Here is a 16,061-nt window from a genome sequence, read left to right as displayed (position 1 = left end):
AATACTTTTAGCTCTTTGAATTTTTTATTATAAAGTAGGTTCTCCTTCTTGCCAATCTATAGAGCATAAACCTCCTGTTTGTAATGCTTTAAGCACGCGAAGAGTTTCATCTACACTTCTTCCTATATTTAAATCGTGTATTACTGAGTATTTAATTACACCTTCAGGATCAATTATAAATAATCCTCTAAGTGAAATACCTTCTTCTTCTATTAATACACCATATTGTTGAGAACAAGCTTTAGTCAAGTCTGACGCAATAGGAAAATTGATAGTACCTAGGCCTCCATCTTCTTTTTTTTGATTTATCCAAGCTTGATGAGAATAATGACTGTCACAGCTTACAGCTAAAACTTCAGCATCAAGATTTCTAAAATCTTCATATTTTTTACTGAATCCTGTTATTTCGGTTGGACAAACAAAAGTAAAATTAAGAGGATAAAAGAATAGAACAAGCCATTTGTCTTTATAATCTTCTAACTTTACTTCTATGAAATCTTGACCATCTCCAGTAACTGCATTCATTTTAAATCCTGGAGCAGGTTTACCTACTAATCTTTCCATAAAGATTCCTCCTGAAGCAACTATAAATTATTAAACTCCAATTTTACGTTTATCAAGGGCATTAATTATACGAGGTTTATCAAAACCTAGAACTATTTCACCATCAATATCTATAACAGGAACTCCTTGTTGACCAGAAATTTCTATCATTTTTTCTCGTGCTTCTCTATCTTCCACCACGTTAATATCTTTATAACGAGCATTTATAGATTCTAAATATGCTTTTACCTTTTTACACCAAGGACAGGTTGGAGTTGAATATACTTTTATCATATTTTAGTCCTCCTTTTCTAAGATATATTTTTCAGCCATCAAGGCTGCAATAGTACCATCTGCTGTGGCTGTAGTAAGTTGTCTAAACATTTTTGAACGTACATCTCCAGCAGCAAATATACCATTAATATTAGTTTGTATATTTTCATCAGTTTCTATGTAGCCCCATTCATTTAGTTTTATGAAATTTTTAAAAAGTTCAGTTTTAGGTTCTAATCCTATATATACAAAAATACCTTCAGTTTTTAATTCAGAGTAAACTTTGGTTTTTACATTCTCTATAGATACAGCTTCTATCTTATTTTTACCTATAGCTTTACGTATTTCACTATCCCAAATTATATTTATTTTTTTATTTTTAAGTAACTCTTCTTCATTAGATTTATTAGCTTGTAGATTATCAAATTGATGTATTAAGGTTATACTTTTAGTATATTTGGATAAATATACAGCCCCTTGTACTGCGGAATTTCCACCTCCAACTACTATTATATCTTTACCTTCATACATTTCTCCGTCACATAATTCACAGTAGTGGATTCCTTTTCCGTGAAACTTTTCTTCTTCAGCAATAGGAAGAGGTCTATGTTTTGAACCAGTAGCTATTATTATAGCTTTAGGATTGTATACTGCATTTTCTGTTTCTATAAATTTTTTATCCTTAGAAAAATTTATAGATTTTATTTTATCAAATTCATCTATTTTGCTTCCAAATTTTACAGCATGTTCGTACAGTTTGTCTGCTAAATCAGAACCACTTATACTTATAAACCCTGGATAGTTTTCAACTTTATAGCTACCTCTAATTTGACCACCTACAATCTCGTCTTCTAGTACAAGAGTATTTAGTTTTGATCGACCTGCATAAATAGCTGCTGTTAAACCCGCAGGACCAGAACCTATTATTAACAAATCAATTTGTTTTATTTCTTTATCCATAGTGACACCAACTTTTTATTAAACTTTTATACAATAATAGAATAAGCCAAAATATATATATTATACTGTATATCGATTAGAAGAAAATAATGATATTGATATTCATTATCATAAATGATAATATTATTGTATGGCTATTTATGTAAGATATAAACAAAGAATAGAAGAAGGTGAAAGAAAATATGGAACAAAATTTATCTTTAGTTCATGAAATGCTTAATAAAAAAGGCTATAAACTTACCAAACAAAGGAAGCATATATTAAGAGCTATTTATGAAAATAATGCTCATATAACTATAGATGAAATATTTAACAAGGTTAGAGAAAAAGAGGTTGGATTATCTACTGTATATAGAAACATAGATAAATTAAAAAGGGTAGGGGTAATCACAGAAATAAAAATAGCTGATAAAGTTCTTTATGAACCTAGAATATATAGAAAAAAGGAATTTCACATACACTTTAAGTGTAATCATTGTGGAGAAATTAAAGATATTAATGATGATGCTATATTAGAAAATATTTTTAAACTTAATTTAATACTTCAAAAAAATCAGAATATAGAAATAAAAGATGTAAATATTATTCTTTCGGGTAAATGTGGAGAATGTGGAAAATAGTATTAAAAATACAAAGCTAAAATACGTTTAAATGATAGTGGGAATCATTGTATCGTAAACGTTATAAATTATTTCAAAAAAATATTAAATAAGTCTTTGTTTATAATTCTAAATATGGTAATATATATTTGTGAGTTTGCTTTAAGGCAAAATACATAAAAATTATTATACAAATGGAGGGTTTTATTATGGCATTTAAAATTACAGATGCATGTGTAAGCTGTGGAGCTTGTACTTCAGAATGTCCAGTAGGAGCTATAGAACAAGGAGATTCTCAATTCGAAATAAACGAAGGAGCTTGCATTGACTGCGGAAGCTGTGCTAACGCTTGTCCAACAGGAGCTATCGTTCAAGAATAATAAAAAATCAAAATGTAAGTTGCTTTAAGCAACTTACATTTTTTTTATGTCTATAAATATATTGATTATTTAACTATTGAATTAATTAATGTTAAGGTATATAATGATAATGAAAATAATTCTCAATATCAATGAACGCTATTTATATATTTATTTTAGAAATGTAATTTTAACAAGGGGGACAAAATGAAAAAGATAAAAGAAAAATTATTAATACTAATTATGATTGTAGGAGTTGTTAATTCTATATTTACTGGAATGATCATGGTAAATATAGGAAATGCACCGATAAAAGGAAATTTACAAAATACATATTATTCTAATCTTAGAATTAAAATTTTATGTACAATAGCAGTTTGTATAGTTATATCAATTATTTTATCTGTAATTTTAACAAAAATTATTGTAAAAAAATTCAGAGTTGAGGAATCTATGATAAATAAAATAATAGATTTAGACTTTCAAGATGAGGAAATAGAAAATGAGGACTCTGATAAAAAAGGAGGAATATTTGATACTATAATACGACTAAAAAATCAAATTAAAAAAATGATAATAAGTGTAAGAGAGAATTCATTCAGAATAAATAATATATCAGAAGAAATTTCTTCTAATACTAATCAGGTATCTAAGTCTTTTGAAAATATTAGAAAAGCTATTGAAGAAATAACAGAAGCAATACAAAAACAAGCAACAAATACTCAATTTGGTGAAGAAAAAATGGTAGATCTTTCAGATGAAGTTGAAAGAGTTACTCAAAATGTTGGAGAGATAAAAAGTAAATCTATAAAGGCACAGGAGCTTAATTACAAAGGAGTAGATGCAATAGAAGTTCTTAAAGAAAAGTTCACAGTAAATGAAGAAGCAGTATCAAAATTAGAAAACAACATTGGGTATCTTAAAGATAAGTCAGAATCTGTAGGAAATATAATACATACAATAAAATCAATTTCAAAACAGACAAATTTACTTGCTCTGAATGCTGCAATAGAAGCATCAAGAGCAGGAGAGGCAGGAAAAGGTTTTGCTGTTGTAGCAGATGAAATAAGAAAACTTGCTGAACAAACAGTACAAGCTACTGATGATATAGAGAGTATAATTATGGAAATTAAAGAAGAAATTAATGGTGTTAAAATTAATATGGATGATGAAGTTAATGCGTTAAAAGGAGCAAATAATTCCTTGAATATAGTAAATAAGGCTTTTCAAGATATAGAAGAGGCTATTTTAGATATGAATTTTGGAATAAATATTTTACATAGACAAATTGGAGGTGTAGAAGAAAATAATAAAAATGTTTTAAGAAGCTTTCAAGAAACAGCAGGTGTATCTCAGGAATTAGCTGCTTCTAGTGAAGAAATTTTTTCATCTATAGAAAGTCAAAGTGTTGGAATGATGAATATAATACAAAAGGTAGACCATTTATATGAAGTAGAAAGTGACTTGAAAGTAGCTATTTCTAATTTTAAGGCATAATAAAAGTAAGAAATAACTATAAGTAATTTGTAAAGGAGAATAATGGTGAAGAAATTATCTAAATATTATTTTGCAGAAATTCCATCCTTTCATATATTCAATGCATTTTCTATGGCTTTAGATATTGCAGAGGGTAAAAATATTAATCATGCTAAGAAAGTAGCTTATACATCTATAAGAGTGGCAAGAACTTTAGGATTAGATGATAAAGAAGTTAAAAAAATATATTATGCTGCAATAATGCATGACATAGGTGCTAGTGATAATAGAATAAGTATATATAATGGTAAACTAAAGAGAAGAGTACATTGTAAAGAAGGAGAAGATATAGTAAAAAAATTAAAGTTACCACAAGAGGTACATACAACTATAAGATATCATCATGAAAATTGGGATGGTACAGGACCTTTTGAGCTTTCGAGAGATGAAATACCTCTTTCATCTCAAATAGTTTATTTAGCAGATCAATTTGATTCTATATTTAATAATAAAATAAATTATGCAAAGGCCAGAGAAGAATTAACTAATGTAATTATACAAAAGAAAAAGAAGCAATTAAGTCCTGAAGTTGTTGATGGATTCATAAAAATGTCTGAAGAAGAAAGATTTTGGTTAGATTATAAATTTGATAATTTTGATGAGATTTTAAATCGAGTTTTACCTAAAGAAACAGTAAAAATTAATTTAGAGACACTAGAGAATGTTTCAGAAGTTTTTGCTCAAATTATAGATAATAAAAGTGAATTTACACATAATCATTCGAGAGGCATAGCAAATAAAATAAAAGAAACTATTTCTTTTTTAAATTATGATGAGATTACTCAAAGAAAGGCTTATATTGCAGGGCTTTTACATGATCTTGGAAAAATAGCAGTACCCAATAGTATTTTAAATAAACCGGGAAAATTAAATGAAAAAGAAAGATACATAATTAATATACACCCTTATTATACAAAATTAATATTAGATCAAATACCAGGAATTGAAGATATAACTTCTTGGGCTGCAAATCATCATGAAAGAATTGATGGAAAAGGATATCCAGAAAGATTAAGTGGACAACATCTTGGAAAGATTGAAAGGTTGATGTGTGTATGTGATGTATATCAGGCACTAACTGAAGATAGGCCATACAGAAGTGGAATGAAAGATTCTAAGGCATGGGAGATTATCGACAGTATGGTGAAAGATGGAGCGTTGTGTCATTTAGCTAGTAGAGGAGTTAGAGTAGCATTAAAATAGTATAGAAATTTTTTATTTAAAAGGCGAAATATAATTATTATATGAAAATAATACTCAATATCATATTAAGTTATCACAAAAGGAGGAATCATTATGCTTATGAATTTGCTTTATGAAATATCAAAAGGAGGCGCTTATTCAGATATTAAAGCTGCTGAAAAACTTGGAACAAGTGAAGAAATGGTAATTCAAATGAAAAATCAATTGAAGAATATGGGCTATATACAGGAATATAAACCAAGTTGTGATAGTGCATGTTCAGGAGGATGTGCTGGATGCAGTTGTTCTAGTGATTCTCTAATAAAAATGTGGTCTATAACTGAAAAAGGTAAAAGAGCAATTGAAAAAATTGCAAAATAAGAAGAACACAAATATTTTCATATTTGTGTTCTTCTTATTTCAGTTAATTGTATATTTAAAATCTTATTTCTATTCTTCAGGTACAGGAGCACCAACTGGACATACATTAGCACATGCACCACAGTCTATACATGTATTTGGATCTATAACATAATATTGGTCACCTTGGCTAATAGCATTAACAGGACATTCAGGTTCACATGCGCCGCAGCTTACGCAAGAATCTATGATTTTAAAAGCCATAAAAAACCCTCCTTAAACTTATTAAAACTTATCTTCACATATATATAATGTACTTTTAATAGCCATTATATACATAGTTAACTAAAACAAATATAATATATAATTCCATAATGCAAACAATATAGTAAGTACAATAAGTGCTTATAAAAAGATGATAAATAGAATATAAAGGAGAGTTAATAGGTGAATAGAAAACTAATGAGTAATTTTTTTCATGCAATAGATGAATTAGATGATAAAAGTTATTTGTTATCATTTATAGCATATAATGCAGCTCCTACTATAGCAAAACAAAAAGCAGCATATCTCATAATTTTTCATGAAAAAGGAAAAAGAAATTTATATAATTTGTGGGAAAAATATAAAAAAGATGTAAAAAATGAAGTTAGTATAAGGAGTTATGAATTAAAAAGGCTTTATAATAGCACTGCAGTACTATTTTATAACGAAGAACATATACGGAACATATTAAATCAAGATAAATATATGAAACTTTTAAAAAAATTTGGTTATACCTCATATATGTCTGTAGAGGAAAGTTTATTATTATTGAAAAAGAGGTATACAAGAGAGTGTCCTCATGAAATAGGAGTATTTTTAGGCTATCCAATGAAAGATGTTATAGAATTTATTGATAATCCTGATAAGCAATGTTTAATGTTTGGATATTGGAAGGTTTATCATAATATTGATTATGCTAAAAAAATTTTTGAGAAATATGATAAATGTAAAGAAGAGGTCGCAAGCCTTATATTACAAGGAGTTGAACCTAGCATAATAATAAATTATATATAATTTTATAAAAAAATTATAATGAGGATATTTACAAATAAAGAAATTTATCATATACTATAATTGAAATTGAAATTCATTATCAATTAAGGGGGATAAGTATATGAAAAAAGTAAGTATTATTTATTGGAGTGGAACAGGAAATACAGAAATAATGGCAAAGGCAATTGCGGATGGAGCAAAAATAGATGAGGTAGAAGTTTCATTATTAAGTGTTAGTGAGGCATCAGCTGATGACGTGAAAAATTCAGATGTAGTAGCATTAGGATGCCCATCAATGGGAGCAGAGGTATTAGAAGAAGCTGAAATGGAACCTTTTGTAGAGTCTATTGAATCAGTAGTTAAAGGTAAGAAACTAGCTTTATTTGGTTCTTATGGCTGGGGAGATGGAGAATGGATGAGAAATTGGGTTGAAAGAATGGAAAGTTGTGGAGCTCAATTGATTGACGATGAAGGATTAATGGCAAACTATGAACCAGATGAAGAAGTTCTTGGTAACTGCAAAGAACTTGGTGAAAGATTAGCAAGTGCATAATAATAACATAGTATATAGTATGGAGATTAATATAGGTGTGGAATTTTAAACATTAAAATTCCACACAGTTAAAAATTAATGATATTTTACTTTTGCAAAATTTTAATAAATTGATTTATAGATATACATAAAATATTTTCAAAATGAAGAAAAGTAAATGATTGAGGGAGGATGGATTTTATGAATGAAATTTTAATAAGAAAATTTATGAGCACAATAAATAACCAGGATGATAAAGATTATTTGATTTCAACAATAGTATATAGCTCAGCACCAACCATTGCAAAGGAAAAAGTATCTTCTCTCGTCATTTTTAACAATAGAAATGAAAGAAATTTATATAAATATTGGGAAAAATATAAAAAAGAAATAGAAATGAAGTTTCCACTAAAATTTTATGAACTTAAGAAGAATGATACAACTGTGGTTGTATTGTTTTATAATAAGAAAAAATTAGAAGGAATTTTATCACAGGAAAAAAATATTAATTTTTTAGAAAGATTTGGATATAAAAAAGATATGAATGCAGAAGAAAGCTTGAAATTACTAAGTAGTAGATATGAAAATGTTTGTCCTCACGAAATAGGTATCTTTCTAGGATATCCTATAGATGATGTTGTTGAATTTATAAATTGCCCTAATAAACAATGTCTCATGCTTGGATATTGGAAGGTATATCATAACCCTGAAAAAGCTAAGGATATATTTGAAAAATATGATATGGCTAAAGACAAAATGGTTAATTTGCTTATAGAAGGTATTGAACCTTATAGTGTTGTAAATAATTTTTAAAAATTTATTATTGACAAAGGCATTGAAAAAGAGTATCATTTACAATGAAGATGATAATGTTTATCATTTTCAAAAGAAAAAAGAAATCATTTGTATTTTATTAAGATTATTAAATGTTGTTCTGTTAATAGAGGGGGGACATGAATTTATGGCTAAAAGCTTAAATGAAGTTGGAGTAGGTTCTAAGACGAAAGTTACATCAATCTCAAAAGATAGTAATGTTAGAAGACGTTTGATGGATATGGGAATAATTCCAGGAATACAAGTTCAGATATCAGGAAAAGCACCGCTTGGAGATCCAATTGAAGTATTGATAAGAGGTTATAAACTTACACTTAGAAAAAATGAAGCTATGTGTATTACAGTAGAGTAGAATTAGGAGGGAGTATTATGCCAGCAATGCCTTTGATTTTTGTAAATAGAGGTGAAAAAGCTAGAGTAGAACAAATAAATGGCGGTGATACTTTTAGCAAAAAAATGATGGAAATGGGTTTTTACAAAGGAATGGAAATTGAAATTATAAGTAATGATAATGGGCCACTTATAATAGGATTAGATGGAAGTCGAATAGCTCTTGGAAGGGGTATGGCTCAAAGAATTATGGTTCAAGCTAGTTAATATTTAAAAAAAGTTAGTTAGCTTGAATTATAAAGAAAAATAATTTTTTTTGAGGAATTAATGATAATGAATATCATAATCATATAAAGAATTGGAATTAGTTGATAGGGGGAGAAGAATGAGTACAATAGCATTAGTAGGTAATCCTAATTGTGGAAAAACTACTTTATTTAATGCCTTGACAGGTTCAAGACAGCATGTTGGTAACTGGCCAGGAGTTACAGTAGAAAAAAAAGTTGGAAAATTAAAATACAAGGGTGAAGATCAAGAAATAGTTGACTTGCCAGGTACATACAGCCTTGGAGCATATTCGGAAGACGAAGTTGTTGCAAGAAACTTTATCATAAAGGATAAACCAGATGTAGTTATAAATGTAGTTGATGCAACAAATATTGAAAGAAATTTATATTTAACAACTCAGCTTCTTGAAATGGATGTAAAAGTAATTATTGCTTTAAATATGATGGATGAAGCTAAAGGTAGAAAAATATATATAGATGTAAAAAAATTATCAAAAGAATTAGGAGTACCAATTATTCCTATGGTTGCTACCAAAAAAGAAGGTATGGATAAGTTAATTGTGAAAATGGTGGAATATGCTAAAGTGGGAGAGGTTGAAAAAGTACAAATTACTTATGGAACAGAACTTCAAAAAGAAATTTCAATTTTAAAAGCAGCTATTGAAGAAAGTGCAGCTTCATTGCAATATCCATCAGAATGGACAGCTATAAAATTGTTAGAAAATGATGAGTATATGTTAAACAATGTAAAAGAAATTGGAAGCGTTAAAAAAATACTTTCTAAATTAGATACAAGCATTAAAAGCATAACAAAATCTCTAGGTTATGAACCAGAAATGGCAATTGTAGACAAGAGATATGAATTTATAGGAACAGTAGTAAATAAATCTGTAAAAAAGACAGAAAAATATGAAGAAACTAAGTCAGATAAGATTGATAAAATCGTTACTAATAAATGGTTAGGTATTCCTATATTTGGTTTAATAATGTATTTATTATATCAAGCAACTTTTGTTGGAGGACAATATTTATCAGATACATTAGATGAAGGAATGGGAAGTCTAGCTGAAACAGTAGGAAACATGCTTGCTAACTCTGGTGCTTCGGAGACGCTAACTTCATTTATAACTGATGGTCTTATAGGTGGTGTTGGTGCAGTTGTTGTATTTCTTCCAATAATAATGGTTATGTACTTTTTAATTGGTATATTAGAGGATAGTGGATATATGGCTAGAGCTGCTTATGTTATGGATAGAGTAATGAGAGCTTTAGGTCTTCATGGAAAAACTTTTGTATCAATGATAATTGGAAGTGGATGTAACGTTCCAGGAATTATGGCAGCAAGAACACTAGAAAGTAAAAAGGATAGAATGATAGCAATACTTATTAATCCTTTTGTTTCATGTGGTGCAAGATTACCTATATATTTGGTATTCACAGCAGCATTTTTCCCTAAAAAAGGTGGTACAGTGTTATTTGTTCTTTATGTAGTAGGAATTCTTGTTGCGTTATTAATGGGTAAAATATTTAGTAAAACTTTATTTAAAGGAGAGTCTTCTTATTTTGTAATGGAACTTCCTCCATATCGTATCCCATCTGCTAAAAATGCATTAATGCTTATGTGGGAAAAAGCAGGAGCATTTTTGAAAAAAGCAGGAATGATTATTTTCCCAGTTGTAACATTGCTTTGGATATTATCTGTACTTCCATTTGGTGTTGAACAGTATAGTGAAGCATCAATTTTAGGAAGATTAGGAGCAATGGTAGCACCAATATTTAAGCCAGCAGGATTTGGAACTTGGCAAGCAGGTGTAGGATTGTTTACAGGTATTGTAGCTAAAGAAGCAGTTGTTGCTACTCTTGGTATGGTATATGCTGGTGTTGAAGAAGGAGCTAAACTTACTACAGCAATACAAGGTGCATTTACTCCACTTACAGCATTTGCATTTATGATAATGACATTACTTTATACTCCATGTGCAGCTGCATTAGGAGCAATAAAAAGAGAAACAAATTCATATAAATGGACTTTATTTGCAGCAGCTTATACATTTGCAATAGGTTGGGTTGCAGCAGTGCTTGTGTTCCAAGTAGGAAGAATGCTTGGATTCCAATAAAAAAATAGAATAAAAATATAAGGATGGTCTACATGATCATCCTTATAAAATAAAGACAATTGATAATAATAATCAAATGAAAAATGAACATGAAATAAATCAGGAGGGGAAAGCAATGAGCGTTTTAGTTGTTGGCGGGGATAAATTAGGAAATATAAAGGATAATTTAAAGCAACGAGGATTTGAAGAAATAAGTCATTTATCAGGGCGTAAGAAAAGTCAAAAATCTATTAAGATACCTGAAAATACTGATATAGTTTTAGTGTTAACAGATTTTGTTAATCATCAAATAGCTAAAACTATAAAAAAACAAACAAAAGATCATAGTACTAAAATTTTATATGCTAAGAGATCATGGGTTCATATTGAAGAATCCTTAAAAAAATTTAATAATATGTCTTGTAATTAAATTAAAAGAACTTAAGTATAGATAACTTCTATCTTTAAGTTCTTTTTAATTTAATGTAATATGAATGTAATATTTTGTATTAAAATATGATGTAGAATATATTTTATAAGCATTAATAGATATGATGGATATGCTTAATAAGTAATTTTGTGGGGTAAAATGATTTTATTACCTTGATAAGAAAAGTGGTGAGTGATACAATTAAGGGTAGAGCGAAAAATTTATGAGGTGGGTGAAAAGGTGGATTTTCATGGAAAAATAGTATTAATTACAGGGGGAAGTAGAGGGATTGGAAAGAGTATAGCCTTAGAATTTGCAAAGCTTGGAGCTACTATAATTATTAATTATAAAAGTAATGATAAGGCAGCCGAAGAAACAATAGGTGCTATAAAAGCTTTAGGTGCTTATGCTTCAGCAATTAAAGGTGATATTAGTGACTATAACTTTGTTAAAAACATGACAGAAGATATAATAAATAGATTTGGAAAGATAGACATACTTGTAAATAATGCAGGAATATCTAAAATAGGACTTTTTATTGATATGCAGGAAGAAGATTTTGATAATATTATAGCAACAAACCTAAAGGGAGTATTTAATACTTGTCATAATGTTTCAAAATATATGATTAAGAATAAAAGAGGAAGTATAATCAATATTTCATCTATGTGGGGAGAAGTAGGAGCCTCTTGTGAAGTTTTATATTCTGCTTCAAAAGGCGGAGTAAATTCTTTTACAAAGGCACTAGGAAAAGAACTTGCCCCTTCTAGTATAAGAGTTAATGCAATACAACCAGGCGTTATAGACACTGAAATGAATAAGTGGTTAACTAAACAAGAAAAGGATAGTTTAATAGATGAAATACCTATGATGAAATTTGGGGAGGGAGAAGATGTAGCAAAACTTGTTACATTTTTAGCAAGCGATAATGCTAAGTATATAACAGCCCAAGTTATAACTGTTGACGGAGGATATATCTAAAGTAACAATTTAAAATTTAAATAAAAAATATAATTTATAATTAATTATATGAAGGGGAGTTTGCAATGTTAAATTCTTTTAAGAAAAAAATAACAGCTGGTTTTATTTTGGTAGCATTTATGTGTGTAATATTACTTACAGGAATTTCACTGTATGCTACAAATAAAGCATTAACAAATCAAATGGAAAAAACAGGACAAACTATTGGAACAATTGCTAGACATACTGTAAGTAAATTAAAAATTGATAAAACAAGTAAAATGAGTAAAATATTTAGTGAAATTCAAGAAGAAAGTAGTGATGACATCGTATATATATCTTTAGCGGATGAGAATACGAAACTATTAGCACATAGTGATTCTTCTAAAATAGGAACTACTGCTGTAAAAGATAAGATGTTTGATAGAGCGTTTAAGGGTGAAATAGTTGGTGGATATTATGAGAGGTCTAATGGAGAACATGTTTATAATGTTTCTATGCCTTTATATAATGGCGATAATGTTGTAGGAATAATTTCGGTGGGGATTTCTACCAAAGGAATGGAGGCAATTTTTAGCGACTATTTTAAATGGATATTAATTATTTCTTTTATAGTAATAGCTATAGCATTAGGAATAGCTTTAGTGATATCAAGAAATATAGTAAAACCAATGAATTTAATGGTTAAAAGAATGGAAAAGGTATCCGAAGGAGATTTTACTGTAGAGTTTCATGCTAAATCTAATGATGAAATTGGAAAACTTATGACTGCATTGGATTACGTGATGACTACATTAAGAGATGTTATAGGAAGGGTACAAACAGCAGCTGGTAATTTAGATAATGTTTCTCAAAACCTTAGTTCTTCAAGCGAAGAAATTACAGCTACTGGAGAAGAAGTATCAAGAAGTATTGAAGAAGTTGCAAAGGTTCAAACAGAACAATCAAGTACAATTAGCGATACTACTGAGTATGTAGAAAATTTTTCAGGACAATTAGATTTAATACATGACAGAATAAATAAGGTTTCAAAGAGCAGTAATAATGTTAAAGAGTCGGCTGATATAGGCTCAAAGGATCTTAAATCACTTGTTGCAGTAATTAATGATATGAGATCAGCTTTTGAATATTCTGCAGAAAAAATTACCTTCTTAGATAATAATGTAGGAAAGATAACAGAAGTAATGGATGTAATAAATGCAGTTGCAGAACAAACAAATCTTTTAGCATTAAATGCGGCTATTGAAGCAGCTAGAGCAGGAGAAGCCGGTAAAGGATTTTCAGTAGTGGCAGAAGAAATAAGAAAGCTTGCTGAACAAGTGCTAGATTCATCAAAAAGTATTACTGAATTAGTTCAAACCATAATGTCTAATACAAAAGAAGTATCACAGACTACTGAATTAGTATCAAATAAAATGAAAACAGAAATGAAGACTGTAGATACTACAGTAGAATCTTTTAAGAATATAGTTAAAGAGGTTGAAGAAACCTTACCATACATACAAAACGTGTATGAGGCTGTTGATAAGTCTATTGAAGAAAAGAATAAAATTGTTGAAACAATTGAAAATATAAATTGTGTTTCACAAGAGACTGCAGCAGCTACTGAGGAAATTGCTTCTTCAATTGAAACGCAATCAGCTTCTTTAGAAGAACTTTCAGCGTCAGCAGAAGAACTAACAAGTATGGCAGATGAATTTGCAGAAAAAGTTAGTAGGTTCAAGATATAGAATTTTTATTTGAAATAAGAAAATATAATACAGTAAAAGATGAAAAGCATGGGAGTATATAGAATATATATTCCTATGTTTTTTACTCTATATAAAAAATGTTCTCTAAGTAAATAAAATTAGCATGAAAGATAAAAGACAAATGAAGGAAGAATACGATATAATAACACTATAGACTAATAAATGTAGGAGGGAGCTAAAGATGAAACATTTTAAGAAAAATTTTAGAGCAAAAATAAACATAGGTATTATTATTTCATTATTAATAATGGCTATGTTAGCTTTATCTAGTTGCGGAAAAGCAGTTTCAAATCAAGCAAAAAATAATAATAAAACCAGAGAAACCAATAAAAACAATGAAGTGAGTTTAAATACTAATGGAAGTTTAAAAGTTCATTTTATAGATGTAGGACAAGCAGACAGCATTTTGATTACTGAAAATAATCACAATATGCTTATTGATGCAGGTAATAATGATGACAGTGAACTTGTTACAACATATCTAAAAAAACAAGGAATATCAAATCTAGATTATGTAGTAGGAACACATCCTCATGAGGATCATATAGGAGGACTTGATGCGGTAATAAATGAATTTAATATAGGAACTATATATATGCCTAAAAAAGTAGCTACAACTAAAACTTATAAGGATGTAATAAAAGCTATAAAGAACAAGAATATGAAAATAACTTTGCCAAAGAGAGGTAGTACATTTAAGTTAGGAGAGGCTACATGCACAATAGTAGCTCCAATAGAAAATAAGAAATATAAAGATACAAATGATTATTCTATTGTAATAAAATTAAGGTATAAAGATACAAGCTTTTTATTTACTGGAGATGCTGAAGGAGCTTCAGAAAAAGAAATATTAAAGGGTGGTTACGATATTAAAGTAGATGTATTGAAGGTAGGTCATCATGGAAGTAGAACTTCAACCATAGATGCATTCTTAAAGAAGGTATCACCTAAGTATGCAGTAATATCTTGTGGAAAAGAAAATAAGTATGGACATCCTCATAAAGAAACAATACAAAAGTTAAAAGATAAAAATATTCAATTATATAGAACTGATAAATCAGGTACAATAATTGCAATAAGTAATGGAAGTGAAATTAATTTTGATAAAAAACCTGTCGAAAAATAAATCTATAAATTTATTGAATATAGTATACTGATGTGTTAAACTAGATTGTATAGAAAATATGGCGATGAGGTATCATTACAAGGCATTTACATAAAATCTTTTTATAGTATAGTTATGATAAAGTAATCGCAAATTAGAAAAAAGAGGAGATTGTTATAATGGCAGACAAGACATTAGTTTGTAAAGATTGTGGAAATGAGTTCTTATTTACTGAAGGAGAACAGGCTTTTTACAAAGAAAAAGGATTCGAAAATGAACCTGTAAGATGCCCAGATTGCAGAAGAAAAAGAAAACAACAAAGAAATAACAATAGAAGATAATAAGAAAATAGATGACTGTTGTGTAGTATTACAACAGTCATTTTTAATTTTAGATTTTTAATTTTAGGGATATTTTTAGCAAAAAACAACAAAAAATAACTAGAGTACATTTATTTAATAAAATAATAAATGTACTCTAGTTATAAATCTGAGTAATTTCTATTTCCAATTTGTTAACTCCTCTTATAATTCAATTTTTTGGTGGTATCACCCCCATCTTTTTAAATCTTTCTAATATTTTTATAAATCTGCAACACCTCCACTGTATACTGTATTTGACTTAAGTTATTTTGTTTATGTATTTATAATACACCATAAATTGAAAGTTGTCAATATTCTGAAAAATAAAATTATAATTAAATTAGTAATAAATTCTATAAAAATAAACAATTAGAATTTATGGTGGTTTTCAATAGTGAAAAAAAAGCTTTATTGATTTATAATATGTATGTAAGATATTTGAAGATTAAGAATTTTAACAATGATATTTTAAGTACAAAAAAGTAAAGACTGGCAGTTAAAAATTAGATTAATAAAGAAAATTA

General features: G+C 28.4%; 20 protein-coding genes. 16 read left to right on the top strand and 4 right to left on the bottom strand.

The features are described 5' to 3' along the window. Window positions 1–27 precede the first annotated feature (27 nt). From OXH55_RS03070 to trxB, 3 genes are read right to left on the bottom strand one after another with little or no spacing between them, the layout of a single operon-like run. The gene (locus OXH55_RS03070) at window positions 28–564 is read right to left on the bottom strand and encodes a peroxiredoxin (RefSeq protein ID WP_268048001.1); all 537 of its coding nucleotides are present in this window, start codon (window positions 562–564) and stop codon (window positions 28–30) included. Between the two features lie 30 nt (window positions 565–594). Next, a complete protein-coding gene (locus OXH55_RS03065; RefSeq protein ID WP_268048000.1) occupies window positions 595–837 on the bottom strand; it encodes a glutaredoxin domain-containing protein in 243 nt (80 codons plus the stop codon). Window positions 838–840: 3 nt separating this feature from the next. Continuing rightward, window positions 841–1,776 carry a thioredoxin-disulfide reductase gene (gene trxB / locus OXH55_RS03060; protein WP_268047999.1) on the bottom strand — a complete coding sequence of 312 codons (936 nt, stop codon included), beginning with the start codon at window positions 1,774–1,776 and terminating at the stop codon, window positions 841–843. Window positions 1,777–1,958: 182 nt separating this feature from the next. On the opposite strand from trxB, the gene OXH55_RS03055 reads away from it, so the two are divergent. The 5 genes from OXH55_RS03055 to OXH55_RS03035 all read left to right on the top strand — a co-directional run bounded on the left by OXH55_RS03055 (window position 1,959) and on the right by OXH55_RS03035 (window position 5,833). Then, window positions 1,959–2,396: a Fur family transcriptional regulator gene (locus tag OXH55_RS03055; RefSeq protein WP_268047998.1), complete on the top strand. Its 438-nt coding sequence runs from the start codon at window positions 1,959–1,961 to the stop codon at window positions 2,394–2,396. Between the two features lie 188 nt (window positions 2,397–2,584). Then, window positions 2,585–2,755 (top strand): DUF362 domain-containing protein, encoded by a 171-nt coding sequence (locus OXH55_RS03050; protein ID WP_268047997.1) that lies wholly within the window; start codon window positions 2,585–2,587, stop codon window positions 2,753–2,755. A 186-nt stretch (window positions 2,756–2,941) separates the two neighbouring features. Next, complete coding sequence (locus OXH55_RS03045) at window positions 2,942–4,231, top strand: methyl-accepting chemotaxis protein (protein WP_268047996.1); 1,290 nt, start codon at window positions 2,942–2,944, stop codon at window positions 4,229–4,231. A 45-nt stretch (window positions 4,232–4,276) separates the two neighbouring features. Next, window positions 4,277–5,473, top strand: a complete 1,197-nt coding sequence (locus tag OXH55_RS03040) for an HD-GYP domain-containing protein (RefSeq protein WP_268047995.1) — start codon at window positions 4,277–4,279, stop codon at window positions 5,471–5,473. Window positions 5,474–5,566: 93 nt separating this feature from the next. Further along, window positions 5,567–5,833: a hypothetical protein gene (locus tag OXH55_RS03035; protein ID WP_268047994.1), complete on the top strand. Its 267-nt coding sequence runs from the start codon at window positions 5,567–5,569 to the stop codon at window positions 5,831–5,833. Between the two features lie 69 nt (window positions 5,834–5,902). Here the strand turns inward: OXH55_RS03035 and OXH55_RS03030 are convergent, their stop codons facing one another. Beyond that, complete coding sequence (locus tag OXH55_RS03030; RefSeq protein ID WP_268047993.1) at window positions 5,903–6,076, bottom strand: 4Fe-4S binding protein; 174 nt, start codon at window positions 6,074–6,076, stop codon at window positions 5,903–5,905. Between the two features lie 183 nt (window positions 6,077–6,259). Between OXH55_RS03030 and OXH55_RS03025 the strand changes: the two genes are divergently transcribed. The 11 genes from OXH55_RS03025 (at window position 6,260) to OXH55_RS02975 (ending at window position 15,516) form a co-directional block, all read left to right on the top strand. Further along, window positions 6,260–6,871 carry a DUF3793 family protein gene (locus tag OXH55_RS03025; protein WP_268047992.1) on the top strand — a complete coding sequence of 204 codons (612 nt, stop codon included), beginning with the start codon at window positions 6,260–6,262 and terminating at the stop codon, window positions 6,869–6,871. 100 nt (window positions 6,872–6,971) lie between these two features. Beyond that, window positions 6,972–7,403: a flavodoxin gene (locus OXH55_RS03020; protein WP_268047991.1), complete on the top strand. Its 432-nt coding sequence runs from the start codon at window positions 6,972–6,974 to the stop codon at window positions 7,401–7,403. 180 nt (window positions 7,404–7,583) lie between these two features. Then, entirely contained in the window at window positions 7,584–8,195 is a 612-nt protein-coding gene (locus OXH55_RS03015) for a DUF3793 family protein (RefSeq protein ID WP_268047990.1), read from the top strand. Window positions 8,196–8,343: 148 nt separating this feature from the next. Next, entirely contained in the window at window positions 8,344–8,568 is a 225-nt protein-coding gene (locus OXH55_RS03010) for a FeoA family protein (RefSeq protein ID WP_268047989.1), read from the top strand. Between the two features lie 17 nt (window positions 8,569–8,585). Further along, window positions 8,586–8,813: a FeoA family protein gene (locus tag OXH55_RS03005; RefSeq protein ID WP_268047988.1), complete on the top strand. Its 228-nt coding sequence runs from the start codon at window positions 8,586–8,588 to the stop codon at window positions 8,811–8,813. Between the two features lie 118 nt (window positions 8,814–8,931). After that, window positions 8,932–10,950: a ferrous iron transport protein B gene (feoB, locus tag OXH55_RS03000; RefSeq protein ID WP_268047987.1), complete on the top strand. Its 2,019-nt coding sequence runs from the start codon at window positions 8,932–8,934 to the stop codon at window positions 10,948–10,950. Between the two features lie 115 nt (window positions 10,951–11,065). Then, on the top strand, window positions 11,066–11,359 hold the full coding sequence (locus OXH55_RS02995) for a DUF2325 domain-containing protein (protein ID WP_268047986.1): 294 nt from the start codon (window positions 11,066–11,068) through the stop codon (window positions 11,357–11,359). A 240-nt stretch (window positions 11,360–11,599) separates the two neighbouring features. Beyond that, the gene (gene ymfI / locus OXH55_RS02990; RefSeq protein WP_268047985.1) at window positions 11,600–12,340 is read left to right on the top strand and encodes an elongation factor P 5-aminopentanone reductase; all 741 of its coding nucleotides are present in this window, start codon (window positions 11,600–11,602) and stop codon (window positions 12,338–12,340) included. A gap of 65 nt (window positions 12,341–12,405) precedes the next feature. After that, the gene (locus OXH55_RS02985; protein WP_268047984.1) at window positions 12,406–14,049 is read left to right on the top strand and encodes a methyl-accepting chemotaxis protein; all 1,644 of its coding nucleotides are present in this window, start codon (window positions 12,406–12,408) and stop codon (window positions 14,047–14,049) included. A 202-nt stretch (window positions 14,050–14,251) separates the two neighbouring features. Continuing rightward, window positions 14,252–15,196 (top strand): ComEC/Rec2 family competence protein, encoded by a 945-nt coding sequence (locus OXH55_RS02980; protein ID WP_268047983.1) that lies wholly within the window; start codon window positions 14,252–14,254, stop codon window positions 15,194–15,196. A 158-nt stretch (window positions 15,197–15,354) separates the two neighbouring features. After that, a complete protein-coding gene (locus OXH55_RS02975) occupies window positions 15,355–15,516 on the top strand; it encodes a zinc-ribbon domain-containing protein (RefSeq protein WP_268047982.1) in 162 nt (53 codons plus the stop codon). The last annotated feature ends 545 nt before the right edge of the window (window positions 15,517–16,061 follow it).

The organism is Clostridium ganghwense (assembly GCF_026735165.1).
GTDB classification, from domain to species: Bacteria; Bacillota; Clostridia; order Clostridiales; family Clostridiaceae; genus Clostridium_H; species Clostridium_H ganghwense.
The sequence above is the reverse complement of the archived record's forward strand: the minus strand, read 5'-3'. Positions and strand labels throughout refer to the sequence as shown.

Coding starts and splice junctions, on each gene's coding strand:
- OXH55_RS03070 (WP_268048001.1), bottom strand. CDS start 564: ATGGAAAGATTAGTAGGTAAACCTGCTCCAGGATTTAAAATGAATGCA.
- OXH55_RS03065 (WP_268048000.1), bottom strand. CDS start 837: ATGATAAAAGTATATTCAACTCCAACCTGTCCTTGGTGTAAAAAGGTA.
- trxB (WP_268047999.1), bottom strand. CDS start 1,776: ATGGATAAAGAAATAAAACAAATTGATTTGTTAATAATAGGTTCTGGT.
- OXH55_RS03055 (WP_268047998.1), top strand. CDS start 1,959: ATGGAACAAAATTTATCTTTAGTTCATGAAATGCTTAATAAAAAAGGC.
- OXH55_RS03050 (WP_268047997.1), top strand. CDS start 2,585: ATGGCATTTAAAATTACAGATGCATGTGTAAGCTGTGGAGCTTGTACT.
- OXH55_RS03045 (WP_268047996.1), top strand. CDS start 2,942: ATGAAAAAGATAAAAGAAAAATTATTAATACTAATTATGATTGTAGGA.
- OXH55_RS03035 (WP_268047994.1), top strand. CDS start 5,567: ATGCTTATGAATTTGCTTTATGAAATATCAAAAGGAGGCGCTTATTCA.
- OXH55_RS03030 (WP_268047993.1), bottom strand. CDS start 6,076: ATGGCTTTTAAAATCATAGATTCTTGCGTAAGCTGCGGCGCATGTGAA.
- OXH55_RS03020 (WP_268047991.1), top strand. CDS start 6,972: ATGAAAAAAGTAAGTATTATTTATTGGAGTGGAACAGGAAATACAGAA.
- OXH55_RS03015 (WP_268047990.1), top strand. CDS start 7,584: ATGAATGAAATTTTAATAAGAAAATTTATGAGCACAATAAATAACCAG.
- OXH55_RS03010 (WP_268047989.1), top strand. CDS start 8,344: ATGGCTAAAAGCTTAAATGAAGTTGGAGTAGGTTCTAAGACGAAAGTT.
- OXH55_RS03005 (WP_268047988.1), top strand. CDS start 8,586: ATGCCAGCAATGCCTTTGATTTTTGTAAATAGAGGTGAAAAAGCTAGA.
- feoB (WP_268047987.1), top strand. CDS start 8,932: ATGAGTACAATAGCATTAGTAGGTAATCCTAATTGTGGAAAAACTACT.
- OXH55_RS02995 (WP_268047986.1), top strand. CDS start 11,066: ATGAGCGTTTTAGTTGTTGGCGGGGATAAATTAGGAAATATAAAGGAT.
- OXH55_RS02985 (WP_268047984.1), top strand. CDS start 12,406: ATGTTAAATTCTTTTAAGAAAAAAATAACAGCTGGTTTTATTTTGGTA.
- OXH55_RS02980 (WP_268047983.1), top strand. CDS start 14,252: ATGAAACATTTTAAGAAAAATTTTAGAGCAAAAATAAACATAGGTATT.
- OXH55_RS02975 (WP_268047982.1), top strand. CDS start 15,355: ATGGCAGACAAGACATTAGTTTGTAAAGATTGTGGAAATGAGTTCTTA.